We start from the raw sequence: 15,722 nt of genomic DNA on the forward strand, positions 1-15,722 counted from the left end.
ATCTTTCTCCTAGAAGAATAGAGGTCAATGATACCCTTTTTCGTGAAAAATTCTATTCATTATTTTCAAGTTCCAACCATCGCTCATATTTTTGCTCAAGAAGTTGATTTTGCTCCGCAAGTTCTGTGAGCTTTTCAGTCTGAAATTGATGATTTTCTTGATAAAAAGAATTAGCTTGCACTAATTTTTCTAATTCTTCAATAGTTTGTTCTATCTTGGCAATCTCATTGGGTAAAGCTTCAAGCTCTCGTGTCTCTTTATAACTCAATTTACGCTTCGCTTTCACTTCTGATGATTTTATATTATTCGTGCTATTCGTTGCATTATCTATATCAGCGTTATTGGATTTTGATGATTGAGAAGCATTTTTATGCTCCTCTATGCGCTTTCCATCACTCCCTTTACTTTTAGCTTGCTTCTCTTTTGCTTGCCTCTCTTTTTCTTGTGCGATAACACGTGCTTGCCAGTCACTATAACCGCCAATATACTCCTCAATGCGCCCTTCGCCTTCAAACACCAGCACCGAAGTCACAACGCTATCTAAAAATGCACGATCATGAGAAATGAGTAATAGAGTACCATCATAATTAGCGACTAACTCTTCGAGTAATTCTAATGTCTCAATATCAAGATCATTCGTCGGCTCATCCATCACAAGGAAGTTAAATGGTTTTGCAAAAAGCTTCGCTAATAGTAGACGATTACGCTCTCCACCTGATAGAGAGTTTACAGGACTGCGCGCCCGCTCCGGCGTAAACATAAAGTCTTGTAACCAACTAATAACGTGTCGCTTTTTACCATTAATTTCAATAAAGTCACTTCCTTCACCCACGTTATCAACGACTGTGGCATCAAGATCAAGTTTCGCACGTAATTGATCAAAGTAAGCAATCTCTAATTGCGTCCCTTGCTCAACAAGCCCGCTATCAGGAATAATATCGCCTAATAGAAGCTTCACTAATGTAGATTTACCGGCGCCATTTGGACCGATAATCCCGACTTTATCGCCACGCATTAAGGTGAAATTAAAGTTTTTAATAAGTGGTTTTTCACCCAATGTCAGATAAACATCCTCCGCTAATATGACCCGTTTACCTGATTTTTTCGCTTCCTCATGGTGCAATGTTGCTTTTCCTTGACGATCTAAACGTTCTTTTCGCTCTTCTCGCATCGATTTTAAAGCCCGCACTCGACCTTCATTACGTGTTCGGCGTGCTTTGATTCCTTGACGGATCCAGACTTCTTCCTCAGCTAATTTTTTATCAAAAAGCGCCCGCTCCATCTCTTCATTATGTAGCTCAATCGCTTTAAATTTCTGATAATCGCTATATGAACCGGGGTATTCTGTTAGATGACCACGATCTAATTCAATAATCTTCGTGGCAATTTTATCTAAGAAGTGACGATCATGAGATACAAAAAGAAGCGCGCCTTGATAGAGCTCGGTCAACATCTTCTCAAGCCATTCAATCATCTCAATATCAAGGTGATTTGTCGGCTCATCAAGCAAAATAAGATCAGGATCACTCACCAATACTTTCGCAAGTAGCACTCTGCGAATCCATCCGCCCGACAATGCTGACATCTGTTTGTCACCATCTAGCTCTAAACGAGTCAAAATTTCTGAAATCCGCTGATCAATCGTCCAAGCATTCAGACGATCTAACTCTTGTTGTAAACGCCCTAAAGCATCTAAATCGACATTTTCACCCGCTTCAATTAGCTGATGATATTGTTGTAATTTCTCACCGATGTTACTCAAGCCACTCGTCACAACTTCGTAAACAGTTTCAGTTAAATCCTCAGGGATTTCTTGATTTAATTTTGCAATTTTAAGATCATTATTATGGATAATCTCCCCATCATCGGGGATAACTTCTTTAGCAACAACCCGAAGAAGCGATGATTTTCCCTCCCCATTACGTCCGACTAAACAGACTCGCTCCCCTTTAGAAATGGCAAAATTAACCTCTTTCAGTAGAGGTCTTGCGCCATAAGAGAGGGAGATATCTTGTAAACGAAGTAAAACCATACTAATCCTCAATAAATTGTGAGATAACAGGCTGTTTATAAGTTAAACGCATTGAACACATTAAAACGCCAATATTTCTCAATACTTTTCAATCATGTTGCGTAACACGATAATAACAATAGGGTAATATTACTAAGAATAAGGGTTAAAATATATCACTTCGGCAAAAATAGCGCTAATATTCTGCAATAAACGTGATTATCTTACCTTACTTTCATCTACAGATATTGATTGAAGCGCTATCTTATTAAGGAGATTTAGGGATCTCATTATAGGAAGCACCGTTCAATATATCACCATTAGTTGCATCATTATTAGGTATATCAGGATTTTCCATCGACCCACTCTGAATAATGATAATGCCAGCATAACGATCATCATCGCGTTTCTCTGCTCTTTCAAAGGCTTCGATTGCTATCTGTTCATGAAAAGGTGTCAGAGCTGATCGTCCTGTTTCTGCTAGGGTAATAGGGGGCGGTAATAGGTCATCAAAGCCAAGAGCCTCTAATAGTTCATCGCGATAATGAATGCTAAATATTGTTACAATTATTAATAGGATCAATGAAAGAATCGCCGCAATGTGCCAACCTTTAATTTTAAAATAAGGTTCAAAATCATGGGCAATCAATCGGACAACGCGTCCAGGATAACCATACGAAAATGCGTGTAACTGCCGTAATTTGGCCATAGAGTAATCATGAGTTTTACCATAATACTGATAAACGTGCGTCAATAGATCCCGTACCTGCATTAAATTCACAGGTCCTAAGGTATAACTATTAGAGTGACGTAAGATTTCCTTAGAGAAGATATCTTGATTATTAAGATCCATAAAGAGCACTAGCACAAGATCAGGATGTCGATTAATACGATTAATACGCTCTTTAGTGCGATAGAGAAAAGCCAGCTCTTCATTTGAAAGGCAATCTGCACCATCGACTAAAAGCACCATTTTTAATCCGGTAGGCGGGACTTCTTCTAACCGCGCAATAATCTCCTGCTCATTCTCTTCGCAACCTAAAATATCTGATATTTGTCGATAAAAGCCTTTACCACATGCAGTAATACTACGCGCAACAATATGTTCATGTTGTTGCAAACGTTCAGCTAATTCCAGCATGAATCGTGTTTTACCACAACCTGAAGGACCGAAGACAGAGTAAAAATCCCCCCTATTAGCACTAATATGATATTCAATTTTCTGCAAAACCTCTTCGGTAGGCCCTAAGGGAAGCCAAGGAAGATTATGCAAAAGCTCTAATTTTCGCATCTATGGTGTACCAAACTCTATTGCTTCAATAATATATGCTTCCGGAATATCATCTGTAATCATGGCCTTGCCAACCGATTCAAATAAAACAAACCGGATCTTATTCGTGGTATTTTTCTTATCTAAACGCATCGCATTTAAAAATGCATGAATATCAAAGGCTACAGGCGCCTCACAAGGTAGGCCAAAGAGATGTAGTAACGAAGTAATGTAGAGCTGATCTTTCTTGTCAATCAATCCCATACGACAAGAGAGGTAGCCCGCCATATTAATTCCGATTGCAACTGCTTCTCCATGTAATATCCCTTGATACTTCATCAATTTTTCAATCGCATGTCCAAAAGTATGTCCAAGATTTAAGGTTGCCCGAATCCCGGATTCCCGTTCATCTTGATCGACAATCCCTTTCTTATATGAACATGATCGATAGATCATCTCCGCAACTGTATCACTCTCTTTCCCGAGAATTTCTTCATAATGTACCCTCATCCATTCTAGAAACTCTGCATCCTGAATAAAACCATACTTCAGCACTTCAGCTAATCCACTAATATATTCCCGCTGAGGCAGCGTTTTAAGTAGTGAAAGATCAATCAACACTCGTTTTGGCTGATAAAAAGTTCCAATCATATTTTTACCAAGAGGATGATTCACTGCGGTTTTTCCACCTACTGAGCTATCTACTTGCGCTAATAGTGTTGTAGGAATCTGTACAAAATCAATCCCACGTTGATATGTACTTGCAACAAAACCAGCTAAATCTCCAATAACACCACCACCAAAAGCAATTAAAAGGGATTTGCGATTAAATTCTAATTCCAATAAACGCGTATGCACTTCGGCAAATGACTGTAAGTTTTTATAGCGCTCACCATCTTCAATAATCACAACTTGATTACGATTTCCATCTACTAAAGAGAGAATACGATCTGAATGAAGCGCATAAATGGTTGTATTGGTTAATACTAATCGTTGTTCATAAGGAAACGCTTCTGCAAAACGCATTGATGCCAAAAGATTACAATCGATATCAATGTTATATGAACGATCTGCTAAATCAACGGTTAAACTCTTCATTTACTATTTCCTATCAACCATTCTGGGAGCATTGCTTTTTTTTCAAGAATGCTCTCTATGATACCACTGACGACTATCTTCGGGGGGATATTATCTGAATAAATTATATAATCAGCAATCTCTCTATAAAGAGGATCTCGTACATTGTACAACTGCTGCAATACAGATTTAGGGTCATCATGCTTTAATAATGGCCGCTGTTGATCAAAACGCACCCGATCAAACTGAGTTTCAGGTGAAACATTGAGATAAAAAATAAGGCTATTTTCTCTCAATTTCTGACGATTTTCAAAGCGAAGTACTGCCCCGCCTCCAGTTGCTAATACGATTTTCTCTTTACAACAGAGTTCTTCAATCGCCCTGCTTTCTCGATCTCGGAAGCCTGCCTCCCCTTCCATCTCAAAAATATAAGGAATATTGACCCCTGTACTGGCCTCAACATGGTGATCGCTATCTGCAAACTCATACCCTATTGTTTGCGCTAACAATCTCCCAACAGTAGACTTCCCTGACCCCATCGGTCCTATTAAGTAGATATTACACTGACACATATTGTTTTAGTCATCCCCACAATATCATTATTATTATAATTTGCTCTCATACGTTCTTATTATTACACAATATACACCATTAAGTTTGATCTCGCAGACTCTACATCATCAATATATATATGTATATTTATGGGTGAATGTATCTGATATATTTACTTAGACTTAAATATCTAATGCAACCCTATTTTAATGCATCAGTGTATCAACAATTTTCGGACTAATAAATATTAAGAGCTCTGCTTTTCGCCGCCGGCTCGTCTCTTTTTTAAACATATTACCAATAAATGGTAATCCGCTTAGAAAAGGCACAGACTCAACGCCGGTCACATTTTCATATTCATAAATTCCGCCTAACACCACAGTTTCTCCATGCCCAACAGTTGCCTGTGTTTTCAGCTCTTTCTTACCAATAATCGGTTCTCCTTTACTCTCATAACCAATAATTTCATCTTTTGAGATAAAAATATCGATTAAGATTTTCCCTGTCGGCGTAATATGTGGTTTAACGTTGAGCTCCATTACCGCTTCTTTAAACTCAGTATTCGTCCCATCATTAGAGCTTGTGGAATAAGCAACTTCTGCGCCTTGCTTAATATACGCGGGCTTTCGACTTGTCGTTAGCACAATGGGATTTGAGATAATCTCACCACGCCCTTCCGATTGCATCGCCGATAATTCTAAGCCTAAATTCAGCCCTTTCCCTAAAATCATATAGGCCATTGAGAAATTAGGATCTTTGACCCCTAATGAGGTTAATGAACCTACATTTCCCCCAAAATTACCCGAGCCGGGTCGATCTGTAATATTACCGCCTATAGAATAATCTCCTTTGGCATAATTTAAACCCCAATTGACCCCAAGCTCTTTGGCAAAATCATCAAAAGCAGCGACAATATAAGCAGAAATCTCTACCTGCTTCGCTGGCCGATCAAGTGCTTGAATGACCCGCTTCATCTTCTCTAATTTACCGGCTTGATCTGTAATCACTAGCTGATTTAAACGATGATCTGCCCCAATAGATCCTTGATAACTTTTAGGCACGCCGCCATCAAAGAGATGACTCTCCAATACCGGCAATAGCTCTTCTGCTTCTGCATAATGTAAAGTAATCACTTCTGTTCGCAACCCTCCTTGTGCAAGACGCTCATATTCAGGCTCATTCATAATAAAAAGCAGATCCCCTTTCTGATATTTGCGCAAATTTGCATAGAGTAAAATAGCTTCTAAGATCTCATCGAGCGTCATCTGTTCAAGACTTAAAGTAACATTCTGCTCTGCAGATGGATGCACCATAATATTTCGCCCACTCTCTTGCGCTAACAGGTTGAGAAGATAGGAAAGACTGACATTATGAAATGTTAGACTCATCCTGCCGGCATCATCCGTCTGCAATTGATTTTGAGAAATTTTAAGCTCTGGGTTTACTATCGACTCATTCTGCGAACGACTCTCTAATTGCAATGCCGGAAGATTCCCAGATTGAGCAAAAACCACAACCGGCAATATTAAGAGGGAGATAGACAATAATCTTGTTATAAACTGCTTCTGCTTTAATCGTACAGTCTGCATTGATAAACCCAATACAAGTAAAATGCCCCATAAGGGTAAGATAAAATGCACCATCTCTTATCTCTCTCTTTGATATGTAATATGTTTTTTTGTTATCAATGTGTCAACAGCACATCATCAATACGGTATCGATACGCTTCTTAGGAATATCATCTACTATGCACACAAGCAGAATCTCTCTATTTCTCTATTTTTCTGTTTCTCTATTCATCTACCAACAATTCGTTACAATCAGTTTTCCTCCCTATTGATAGGATCAAGAATGACTTGCCTTGCAGGAAGATCAATCATCACAAGTCCAAACATTCCTTCTGTAATAACCTGTGACTCTTGTATATTTCGCTCCGATGCAATAATAGCGTAACGCTTTCCACCTCGAACAAAGAGCCCCATCAAACGATACCCCTGGTAATTGTCGCCGACCTTCCAAATAAAAGTATCGCTGCCATCCATCTGAGTTGCTCCTAGCGCCATTGCCGAGGTAAGAAATAAGGAGTGAATATGAGAACCTGCAATCAAAGAATCCTGCTGAGCACTTTGGGATTGCTCTAACCACTGAGAACTCTCTTTCATCTTCTCGTTTATCTTCTCGTTCATCTCTTCCCTATTTGCCCAACTTAATGAAACCTGAGCAATATCGCGAGGTAAATCAATAGGAGAATTTTGCAATAATATCGGCACATAATCCGATAGTTGTAATAATGCATAGAAATGCAGGGTTGCTTGCAAATGTCCGTTATAGTCACTACTACAGGTTTTCTGAGAATAATCATTACCCTGCCATTGCAGAGATTCCACGTACATTAGGTAATGGGGTATATGGCTCAGTTGATACAGTAAACGATACAGATCCTCCTGATTACCACAAAGATCAAATGTCAGATTTAACCGCTCAAATGCGCTGTCTAATAAATTTCGTTCTGCTTGTGAGTTGGCCACTAAATTATCCCACAACAATGGGAGGTTATAAGATGTCAAAGAAGTAACGGTTTGCCTAGCTTGAGATTTCCGTTGAATACCTGCCCGATAACCGCCAATTTTACTAGGCTTTGTTCGATTCGTTAAAGATTCTAACTTAGGGGAAAACTGTCGAACTTCGCCGGTAAAGGATGTCATCTTCCCCATAATTTCATTGAGGATATCACGAGTAACCTCTCCATCTAGTGCCATCTGCTCCATCACAAGATTCACCTCTTGCATTCGCGCTTCTGTTAAAAACGTTTGATACTGCCCATTTTTTAGGTTCAATAATTCAATTTGTCGAGATAGATCGACTTTTTCCGCATATTGAGCACTCTGCCAATCATGAAACCATATCATTCGCCAGCCCATAATCACTACAAATAAAAAAAGAATAGAAATACAACCTAGCAACAACCAACGAGCTTTTGCCGGTAGCGCATCGTAATCTTTGAGCCGATAATCTCGTAAATCTTGCTGTAAAAAAGCCCGTAAAGCTTGCCAATTAGCACGCATCACTATCCCGCCGTAATGTTAAAAGTGTCATTGGAGAGAATGTGTAGATTAATTGGTGAACCAATCGGCGTAATCCACACCGTAATATCTTGCCCATTAGGAGCCTCTTCATCCCTTTTTGTTGTACGAGGATTTTGCCATATCACTTCACTCTGAAAACCTAACTCACCGGCAATCGTTTCAAGCTTCATCAAATCTTGATATTGCACTATTCTCCCCTCTATCCGCCACGACACATCATCCTCGGTTTTATTGATCGTTAAAATTTGCAGGGAAATCTGATTCTCTACCCACATTTGTAATAGCCGATCAAAGGCCAACATATTCGCCCAATGAGACTGAATAAAATCTCGAGTTAATACCGTCTGGAAAGGGACAAGGCTTCCATCGAGATCATTCTGCTGTTGTTGCAGTTCAGAAAGCCGTTCTTTTGATTGCGTGATGATTCGTTGATTAATCCCTATTTTTACCCAATCATACCCAAAAATCATCATCAGAATGACAAGCACTAAACAGACCATAAACCATCGTTCTTGCCGAGCCGTTTTAGGCCATAATTTTGCCCCAAAAGACTTTAAAACAGCCTTTATCTCGGCACGTTTACTCACGGTTACTTTTTGCGGGATCTCTTCAATTTTGAAATACATAGCTACATTCCTCTCAATCACAGAAGAAAGATAGTATGTGGAAATTAAAAGTGGGGATTATGAAAAGGGATTAAGAGAATAAATTGAGAGAATAAATGAATCTCGCCAAAAATCCCGTCAAACAGGTTTTAGGCAAACAAAAAGCCCGCTATTAAGCGGGCTTTCATTCTTGTATATGGTGGACATAGCTAGATTCGAACTAGCGACCCCAACATTATGAGTGTTGTGCTCTAACCAACTGAGCTATATGTCCTAAGAACTGATGAGAATTTTATAGGTTATCATACTTTCTGTCAACACTATATTTTTACTTGCGCACTATTTGCGCTAGACCTGATTTTGTCACTTTAGAACGGTCATTATTTCAAGGAATTAGAGAAGTGGATTGTGAGCAATCTCTTAGCTTTTAAGCCCTGCCATCGTCATAAAGAAACGAATAATCATTACAACGATCAATAATGATACAACACTCCCACCCCAAAGTAGAATCAACCAGCCAAATTGTTTTAATTTAGAGGTTGAATGCGTTGTGTTATCGGGGATATTGTCTATTTGCATATTTGTTCTCCTTATATTCTTTATTCATTCACCTATTAATAGTGACATAGTGAATCGTGTGATTATAGCGCTATCGCCCTAATTGAATAAGCCTTAGCGAATGAGATGAAGGGAAATATTCACAATTATGAATACTTCCCCTTTGATATCTATCATTCAACGATCATTATGGATTAATAGCCATCACCTTCTGATACTTTTCCACGGAATATATAGTAAGTCCATAGAAGGTAAGCAATGATAATGGGTAATAAAATCACCGTTCCTACTAAACCGAACATCTGACTAGATCCGGCAGATGCAGCCATCCCGAGTGTGATGCTTGGTGGAATGATATAGGGGAAGAATAGTGATACATAACCGATCATCCCGCAAACAACAGAGAGCATTGTTAAGCCAAAACGCGCCCCATTTCTCATCGATTTAAAGAGTAATAGAATCACAATTAATGCAATGACAATCATACTACCCGCTACAAGATAAAGCCTTGTGCCTGTTAATACCGGTGCTAAGCGACCTGATAAGCTCATCGCGACAAAGATTGCCACTAATACCAATAAGAAGAGATAAATAACCCCTTTATATTTGCTCTCTAACTGTAATCTGAGCGTATCATGCCCTTTCATTGCGCCCCAAAAGCTCGCTAACAAGGCAAACATCACGACTAAGCTTACACCCGTTAAAATCGAGAATGGTGAAATCCAATCTGTCCCCTTACCGACAAAACGAATGACAGAATCGACATTGCTCACACTAAAGCCCTCTAAGAAGGCGCCAGCCATCATACCTTGCATAAAGGTTGTCACATAAGAGCCTACCACAAATGCGACGGTCCAAAGCCCTTTATGACCACTTGGGGAATGAACACGAAACTCAAATGCAACGCCCCGTAAAATTAAAGCAAAAAGCATAATGATAATCGGCAACATAAAGGCATCTAAAATAACCGAGTAAGCAACCGGGAATGCGCCCATTAATGCCGCACCGCCCAATACCAACCAAGTTTCATTACCATCCCATACAGGCGAAATAGTATCAATAAACTCATCTCTAGAGGCTTCATCTTTGACAAAGGGGAGTAAAATCCCAACCCCTAAATCGAAGCCATCGGCAATAATATAGACAGTCACACCGACAAGGATAATCACTGCCCAAATAAATGAAAGATCAAAAGTCATTATTTATCTCCTTCTGTAACTGATTTTGTGCTGTGATGACCACCATTCGGATCAATGCCTTTGCGCATCAAGCGAATCATGTAGTAATAACCTGTCACAAAGATTAAACAGTACACAACCACAAAGCTCACTAAGCTAATGCTCATATGTAAATTGGTATGCGGCGAGACAGCATCAGCCGTTCTAAGTAATCCTTCAATCACCCAAGGCTGACGGCCGGCTTCCGTAACAAACCAACCTGCTAAAATCGCGAGTAATCCCGCAGGCCCCATATACACCATAAAGGTGAGCCAAGGTTTACTAGTGTAGAAAGTGCCTCGCGCACGTTGATAAAGGCTTACAACAGCAGCTAATAACATTAAGCCACCTAAACCGACCATGATTCTAAATGACCAGAATACAAGCGGTACATTCGGACGATCCGCTTTAGGTACATCTGTTAATGCCGGTACTTGTTCAGTGAGGGTATGCGTTAAAATGATACTGCCTAATACAGGAATTTCGATCGCATATTTATTCTCTTCTGCTTCCATATCAGGCCAAGCAACAAGAACAAGCGGTGTAGGCTCATCGCCTTCATTACGCCAATGTGCTTCAATAGCAGCTATTTTAGTTGGTTGATATTTAAGCGTATTTAGACCGTGTAAATCTCCAAGGAAGATCTGTACAGGAATCGTTAACACCAAGAACCAAATCGACATTGAGAACATTTTTTTGAACTCAGGTGAATGATCGCCTTTACGTAGATGCCAAGCAGCGACAGCTCCAACCATTAAAGCTGTGGTGACAAATACGGCAAAGCCCATGTGCAATAAACGGTAGATAAATGAAGGGTTAAAGACAACCGCTAGCCAATCTACGGGTACTACGCGATTATCAACAATTTCATAACCTGCTGGGGTTTGCATCCAACTATTTGATGAAAGAATCCAGAACATTGAGAGGAACGTTCCTAATGCTACAAGCCAACTTGACATTAAGTGAACTCTTCGGCTAACGCGCTTCTCACCAAATAACATCACGCCTAAAAAACCTGCTTCTAAGAAGAAGGCAGTAATTACTTCATAAGTTAATAAAGGGCCTGTGATTCCACCGGCAAAGCGAGAAAATTCGCTCCAATGAGTTCCAAACTGGAACGCCATTACAACGCCAGAGACAACTCCCATCCCAAAGTTCACTGCAAAAATTTTACTCCAGAAATAATAAATATTTCTGTACTTCTCTTTTCCTGTCACATACCAACAAAGATGAATGGTCGCGAGATATGCAGCGAGTCCAATCGTAATTGCGGGAAAGATGATATGAAAAGAGACAGTAAAAGCAAACTGTATACGCGCAAGATCAAGCGCTTCAATTCCAAACATTTAGAGCTCCTAATGAGACAAAACTATTCAAGGAGCCTACTCTAACAATGACCTACATCAACTAACAGGTACAGTTTTCATCAAAAAAGCAGTACAGTTGTAAAATTACCTTGGAATTGAATGAATTATAGACAACATTAAATAACAAGCCTCGATGATAATCTGTTCAAGTCGCTCATTAAACTTCTATTGCTTCATCTAATTCCTTTATTAACCCCCCTAATGTTTTCATAGCACGATCTAATAACTCATTCCATTTCATTCCATAATTAAGACGAATATAGTGCTGATATTGTTGTGATGCCGAAAATATGGGACCTGGTGCAATGCTAATATGATGCGTCAAAGCTTTATCGTATAATTTTAGGGCATAAATATGACTCGGAAGCTTAATCCACAGAAAGTATCCTCCTTTTGGAATCATGACAATTTCAACCGTTTTTGGAAAATAACGATGAATCGCATCTACCATTTTCTGCTGTGACTTTTGAAACTCAACTCTAAGCTTTGCTAAGTGCCGATCATAATGTCGATGTTTTAAATAATGGGTAATCGCTAGTTGTGAAGGTACCGAGGGAGAAATCGTTGTCATCAATTTTAAACGCTCTATTTTAGTGGCATAACGCCCTGCCGCAACCCATCCTACTCGAAATCCCGGCGCTAAAGATTTACAAAATGAATCACAATGCAGAATCAATCCATCCTCATCGAGGCTCTTTAAATAATCAGGTAACGCTGTGCCATAATAGATTTCAGAATAGACATCATCCACGATAATCGGTATTTGGTGTCTATTAATCATCTGATATAACGCTTTTAACCGACTCTTTGGCATTGTACTTCCAACAGGATTTTGAAACTTTGTCATCAGTACAACTGCCTTGAGATCAAATTGATCAATTGCTTGCTCTAACTCTTCGATCCGCATTCCCCATTCGGGGTCGACTGAAATCTCTACGGCTCGCAACTGTAATAGTTCTAATATCTGCAAAATGGCATAAAAACAGGGGGATTCAATAGCCACAATATCTCCAGGCTTTGTAATCGCCTGTAACGATAAGCTCAAAGCTTCCATTGCGCCACTTGTGATCACAATTTCTGAAGCATTAATCTTCAATCCATTTAAAAAGTAGCGAAACTCAATCTGACGCTTAAGTTCATTACAGCCCCCATTCATATCGGTCACTAACTCATAGGGCGTTGAAGCTAAATGATTCAATCCCTTGCTCATACTCACCGCAAGATGATTAATAGGAAATAGCTCAGGGCTTGGAAATGCAGAGCCAAAAGGGACATTTGTCTGATCTTTATGCGCATTTAAGACTGAGTAGATAAATTCACTCATCTCAATCTCTTTCCCCGTTAAAGGATCTACAGAAATGGGTTCTACCATCGCCTTCATTTCATTAAAAATCGGCGTGACATAGAAACCTGAACGCTCTTTAGCGTAGATAATGCCTTGTGTTTCTAATAAATAATAAGCTTGCTGAATCGTTGCCGGACTCGCATCAAACATTTTACTAGCTTTACGAATAGAGGGAATTTTCTCCGCTGGTTGTAATATTCCTGATTGAATTAACTGGCTAATTTCATTAGCAATATTCTCATAACGCGTCATACATTCTTCCTTGAATAGCTCTATTCGCCCGCAAGACGAAAAAATCATGAATAACTCTACTTTTTTCATACTCTATCTATCCACTTTAGATAGAGCCCACATCCTTGAAGGCAATTGATCATTATAACAATGCTTTTCTATTTTTCAGATAAAGCTTCTATTTATTCACAATATTTACCATGGGAAGGATAAGCAGCCACATCGCTTTATATAAACAATCATCAACAATCTCAATAAGTTAAATCCAATTAAAGACATCCTCAATCAAATTAAATTCATTCATCCATTCAATGCATCACTGCTTAAATACTGCTCTCATCAAATATCGCTATTTTGAACCATTTTGCAACATTTCCCTAATAACAGGGTAAATGATGTGTTAATATGTAACTCCTCTATTTACCTAGCTTTTGCGCAACCCCTTTACTAATTGATAATTAAGCCTGAAATGAATTGCGCATTTACTATTTCAAAATATCTATTTAGTTATTTTTTAATGCCTTTTACTATCCTATGCGCTTTAGCATTTTTAGGATTTAACTTTTTGCGCGCTGAAAATACGTTTCTATCTAGTTTCGGAATTATTAATATTCTGCTCTTAATACTTATCCCGGGATTGGCATTTGCGAAGCTTCTTAAGATATCTCCGGCTGAAACAACCCTTGGGATTTTGGTAATCAATCTATTTCTACTCTATATCACCTTTCTGCATCATACTAATCCTGTATTTCTACTTCTAGGATTAATCATCACTTATATTCCTGCATTTAAAATGTTAGGGGATGAGATATTGCAACTTGGACTATATCTCACTAATAGACCACTTTTTCGCAATATTTTTCATAATATATCAATACTACAGAATCATTATCATAAGGATCGGAATACCAAAAATTATACTCTCGCCGAGATTGATGAAATGGATGGAGAAAAATTTGAACATTATGTCGCTAATCTCTTAGCCTTATATGAATTTAAAAATATTAAAGTCTCTCCCTATAGCCAAGATCAAGGATTAGATGTCTATGCCGAACATCAAGACATTAAATATGGCTTTCAATGTAAACGCTGGGGTAAAAATATCCCACTATCAGCCATTCAGGAGATTTATACCGCAAAAGAACTCTATCAAATTGATCGAGCAATTGTCATTACTAATAGTGGATTTACTCGTGCGGCGATTAATGCGGCCTTAAAACTCGATGTGATTCTCATCGATCGTAATCGTCTTGATGAGATGATTCGAAATATTCAAAATCCTGATCGTGGTCGACTTTTTTAACATTCTGCAGACACTTACCAAACAAAGAAGAATTAAAGAGCTCCGAAAATGAAGTGATAGACCGAATGATGGATAAAATCGCCAATAAATTGATAAAAGGATATAAAAACACCACAATCAGCTAATTATGGCGTCTATGTTTTACTTTTACAGTTTACTCATAGTAGGTACTGAAGCAGTAATGATTACACTTCATTCCAAATTTCTGTAACCAACATATCTACTTTATCTTGGTCATTCTCAAAAGAGAACTCTCCGGCATCCCGCTCTTTAAAGAGCACCGAATCAAATTCCGCCATCGGCACAACATTACCGGCAACGATTAATTCACAAGCATTGAAAACAGTCACTAACGTAAAATCACCACGACGTGTATAAAGCGCCTTTTTAGAGAGCGAAACATAATTCAGCTCATGAGTCACAGCTTTATCTCGGCTCATTACGTTATAGTCAAGCACAGGACCATTAGCACTTAATACTTCTGCATGCTCTCCGCCATCAAAGCGTAGAATTTCGCCTTTGTAAGACAATGTTTTTGTAGTCTCACCGAGTTTAAGCTCGGCACTTTTCCCTGATAATACGCCTAAGCTTCGGCTTACTTCTGGATAATGGGAAAAATGCCCAGGGAAGATAATCGAAGCTGCACTCACGCGCCACTCAAAGTTTGACAAATCTGCATCTAATGGCCAAATCACGATCTCTCTAGTGGTACCTAGCCCATTTTTCCAAGGCTTTTCTTCTAATGTGTTATAACGGATGAGTTCCATAATTAATTGTATCCTCTGTCTTGTTCTATATTGTAAATATATTCTCGATTCTATTGTTACTACTCATACTTCCCCAAATAGTTATGCCATTAATTTCAATATTCATCTTAATCATCATCTTAATAATAATTATTTCGCTACAGCCTCTCATTATTAAGTTTATTGCTACACATCATAAAAACTCTCCTACAATTTTGCAAAGATTCTTCAATAAATATCAAAATAAAAATGCCAAAACAATGGATTATGGCATCCTCGAAGAGGACAATAAAGATCAGTTTTGTGAATAAACAGAGATTCATAGCTAAAGATAGGTTATTCTATGACCATGAA

Annotated in this window: 13 protein-coding genes and 1 tRNA gene; 1 reads left to right on the forward strand and 13 read right to left on the reverse strand. The window is 38.7% G+C overall.

What is annotated here, in order from left to right:
- Window positions 1–52: 52 nt before the first annotated feature.
- From WMO13_RS06870 to WMO13_RS06925, 12 genes are all read right to left on the reverse strand, one after another.
- On the reverse strand, window positions 53–2,032 hold the full coding sequence (locus WMO13_RS06870; protein ID WP_026878470.1) for an ATP-binding cassette domain-containing protein: 1,980 nt from the start codon (window positions 2,030–2,032) through the stop codon (window positions 53–55).
- Window positions 2,033–2,279: 247 nt separating this feature from the next.
- Window positions 2,280–3,302 carry an ATP-binding protein gene (locus WMO13_RS06875; protein WP_026878469.1) on the reverse strand — a complete coding sequence of 341 codons (1,023 nt, stop codon included), beginning with the start codon at window positions 3,300–3,302 and terminating at the stop codon, window positions 2,280–2,282.
- The gene (gene aroB / locus WMO13_RS06880) at window positions 3,303–4,379 is read right to left on the reverse strand and encodes a 3-dehydroquinate synthase (protein ID WP_026878468.1); all 1,077 of its coding nucleotides are present in this window, start codon (window positions 4,377–4,379) and stop codon (window positions 3,303–3,305) included.
- Window positions 4,376–4,930, reverse strand: coding sequence for a shikimate kinase (locus WMO13_RS06885; protein WP_034855333.1), 555 nt, complete (start codon window positions 4,928–4,930; stop codon window positions 4,376–4,378). Before WMO13_RS06885 ends, aroB begins: the two co-directional genes overlap by 4 nt.
- 186 nt (window positions 4,931–5,116) lie before the next feature.
- On the reverse strand, window positions 5,117–6,553 hold the full coding sequence (gene pilQ / locus WMO13_RS06890; RefSeq protein ID WP_026878466.1) for a type IV pilus secretin PilQ: 1,437 nt from the start codon (window positions 6,551–6,553) through the stop codon (window positions 5,117–5,119).
- Window positions 6,554–6,730: 177 nt separating this feature from the next.
- Window positions 6,731–7,975: a hypothetical protein gene (locus WMO13_RS06895; protein WP_026878465.1), complete on the reverse strand. Its 1,245-nt coding sequence runs from the start codon at window positions 7,973–7,975 to the stop codon at window positions 6,731–6,733.
- 2 nt (window positions 7,976–7,977) lie between these two features.
- Entirely contained in the window at window positions 7,978–8,622 is a 645-nt protein-coding gene (locus tag WMO13_RS06900; protein WP_026878464.1) for a hypothetical protein, read from the reverse strand.
- Between the two features lie 176 nt (window positions 8,623–8,798).
- Window positions 8,799–8,875: transfer RNA gene (locus WMO13_RS06905), tRNA-Met, on the reverse strand.
- 146 nt (window positions 8,876–9,021) lie between these two features.
- A complete protein-coding gene (locus WMO13_RS06910; protein WP_084331426.1) occupies window positions 9,022–9,180 on the reverse strand; it encodes a DUF2474 domain-containing protein in 159 nt (52 codons plus the stop codon).
- A gap of 173 nt (window positions 9,181–9,353) precedes the next feature.
- Complete coding sequence (gene cydB, locus WMO13_RS06915; protein ID WP_026878463.1) at window positions 9,354–10,358, reverse strand: cytochrome d ubiquinol oxidase subunit II; 1,005 nt, start codon at window positions 10,356–10,358, stop codon at window positions 9,354–9,356.
- Window positions 10,358–11,722: a cytochrome ubiquinol oxidase subunit I gene (locus WMO13_RS06920; RefSeq protein ID WP_051396117.1), complete on the reverse strand. Its 1,365-nt coding sequence runs from the start codon at window positions 11,720–11,722 to the stop codon at window positions 10,358–10,360. Before WMO13_RS06920 ends, cydB begins: the two co-directional genes overlap by 1 nt.
- 178 nt (window positions 11,723–11,900) lie before the next feature.
- A complete protein-coding gene (locus WMO13_RS06925) occupies window positions 11,901–13,340 on the reverse strand; it encodes a PLP-dependent aminotransferase family protein (RefSeq protein WP_026878462.1) in 1,440 nt (479 codons plus the stop codon).
- Between the two features lie 544 nt (window positions 13,341–13,884).
- Here WMO13_RS06925 and WMO13_RS06930 point away from each other — a divergent pair.
- Window positions 13,885–14,622, forward strand: a complete 738-nt coding sequence (locus WMO13_RS06930; protein WP_051396116.1) for a restriction endonuclease — start codon at window positions 13,885–13,887, stop codon at window positions 14,620–14,622.
- A 185-nt stretch (window positions 14,623–14,807) separates the two neighbouring features.
- On the opposite strand, the gene WMO13_RS06935 is transcribed toward WMO13_RS06930, so the two are convergent.
- Window positions 14,808–15,389, reverse strand: coding sequence for a HutD/Ves family protein (locus WMO13_RS06935; protein ID WP_051396115.1), 582 nt, complete (start codon window positions 15,387–15,389; stop codon window positions 14,808–14,810).
- Window positions 15,390–15,722 lie beyond the last annotated feature (333 nt).

Origin of the sequence: Ignatzschineria larvae DSM 13226 (assembly GCF_038500265.1) — a bacterium.
Taxonomy (GTDB): Bacteria; Pseudomonadota; Gammaproteobacteria; order Cardiobacteriales; family Wohlfahrtiimonadaceae; genus Ignatzschineria; species Ignatzschineria larvae.

Excerpts from the sequence above, each read along its gene's own strand:
- WMO13_RS06870 (WP_026878470.1), bottom strand. The coding sequence starts at position 2,032 with ATGGTTTTACTTCGTTTACAAGATATCTCCCTCTCTTATGGCGCAAGA.
- WMO13_RS06875 (WP_026878469.1), bottom strand. The coding sequence starts at position 3,302 with ATGCGAAAATTAGAGCTTTTGCATAATCTTCCTTGGCTTCCCTTAGGG.
- aroB (WP_026878468.1), bottom strand. The coding sequence starts at position 4,379 with ATGAAGAGTTTAACCGTTGATTTAGCAGATCGTTCATATAACATTGAT.
- WMO13_RS06885 (WP_034855333.1), bottom strand. The coding sequence starts at position 4,930 with ATGTGTCAGTGTAATATCTACTTAATAGGACCGATGGGGTCAGGGAAG.
- pilQ (WP_026878466.1), bottom strand. The coding sequence starts at position 6,553 with ATGGTGCATTTTATCTTACCCTTATGGGGCATTTTACTTGTATTGGGT.
- WMO13_RS06895 (WP_026878465.1), bottom strand. The coding sequence starts at position 7,975 with ATGCGTGCTAATTGGCAAGCTTTACGGGCTTTTTTACAGCAAGATTTA.
- WMO13_RS06900 (WP_026878464.1), bottom strand. The coding sequence starts at position 8,622 with ATGTATTTCAAAATTGAAGAGATCCCGCAAAAAGTAACCGTGAGTAAA.
- WMO13_RS06910 (WP_084331426.1), bottom strand. The coding sequence starts at position 9,180 with ATGCAAATAGACAATATCCCCGATAACACAACGCATTCAACCTCTAAA.
- cydB (WP_026878463.1), bottom strand. The coding sequence starts at position 10,358 with ATGACTTTTGATCTTTCATTTATTTGGGCAGTGATTATCCTTGTCGGT.
- WMO13_RS06920 (WP_051396117.1), bottom strand. The coding sequence starts at position 11,722 with ATGTTTGGAATTGAAGCGCTTGATCTTGCGCGTATACAGTTTGCTTTT.
- WMO13_RS06925 (WP_026878462.1), bottom strand. The coding sequence starts at position 13,340 with ATGACGCGTTATGAGAATATTGCTAATGAAATTAGCCAGTTAATTCAA.
- WMO13_RS06935 (WP_051396115.1), bottom strand. The coding sequence starts at position 15,389 with ATGGAACTCATCCGTTATAACACATTAGAAGAAAAGCCTTGGAAAAAT.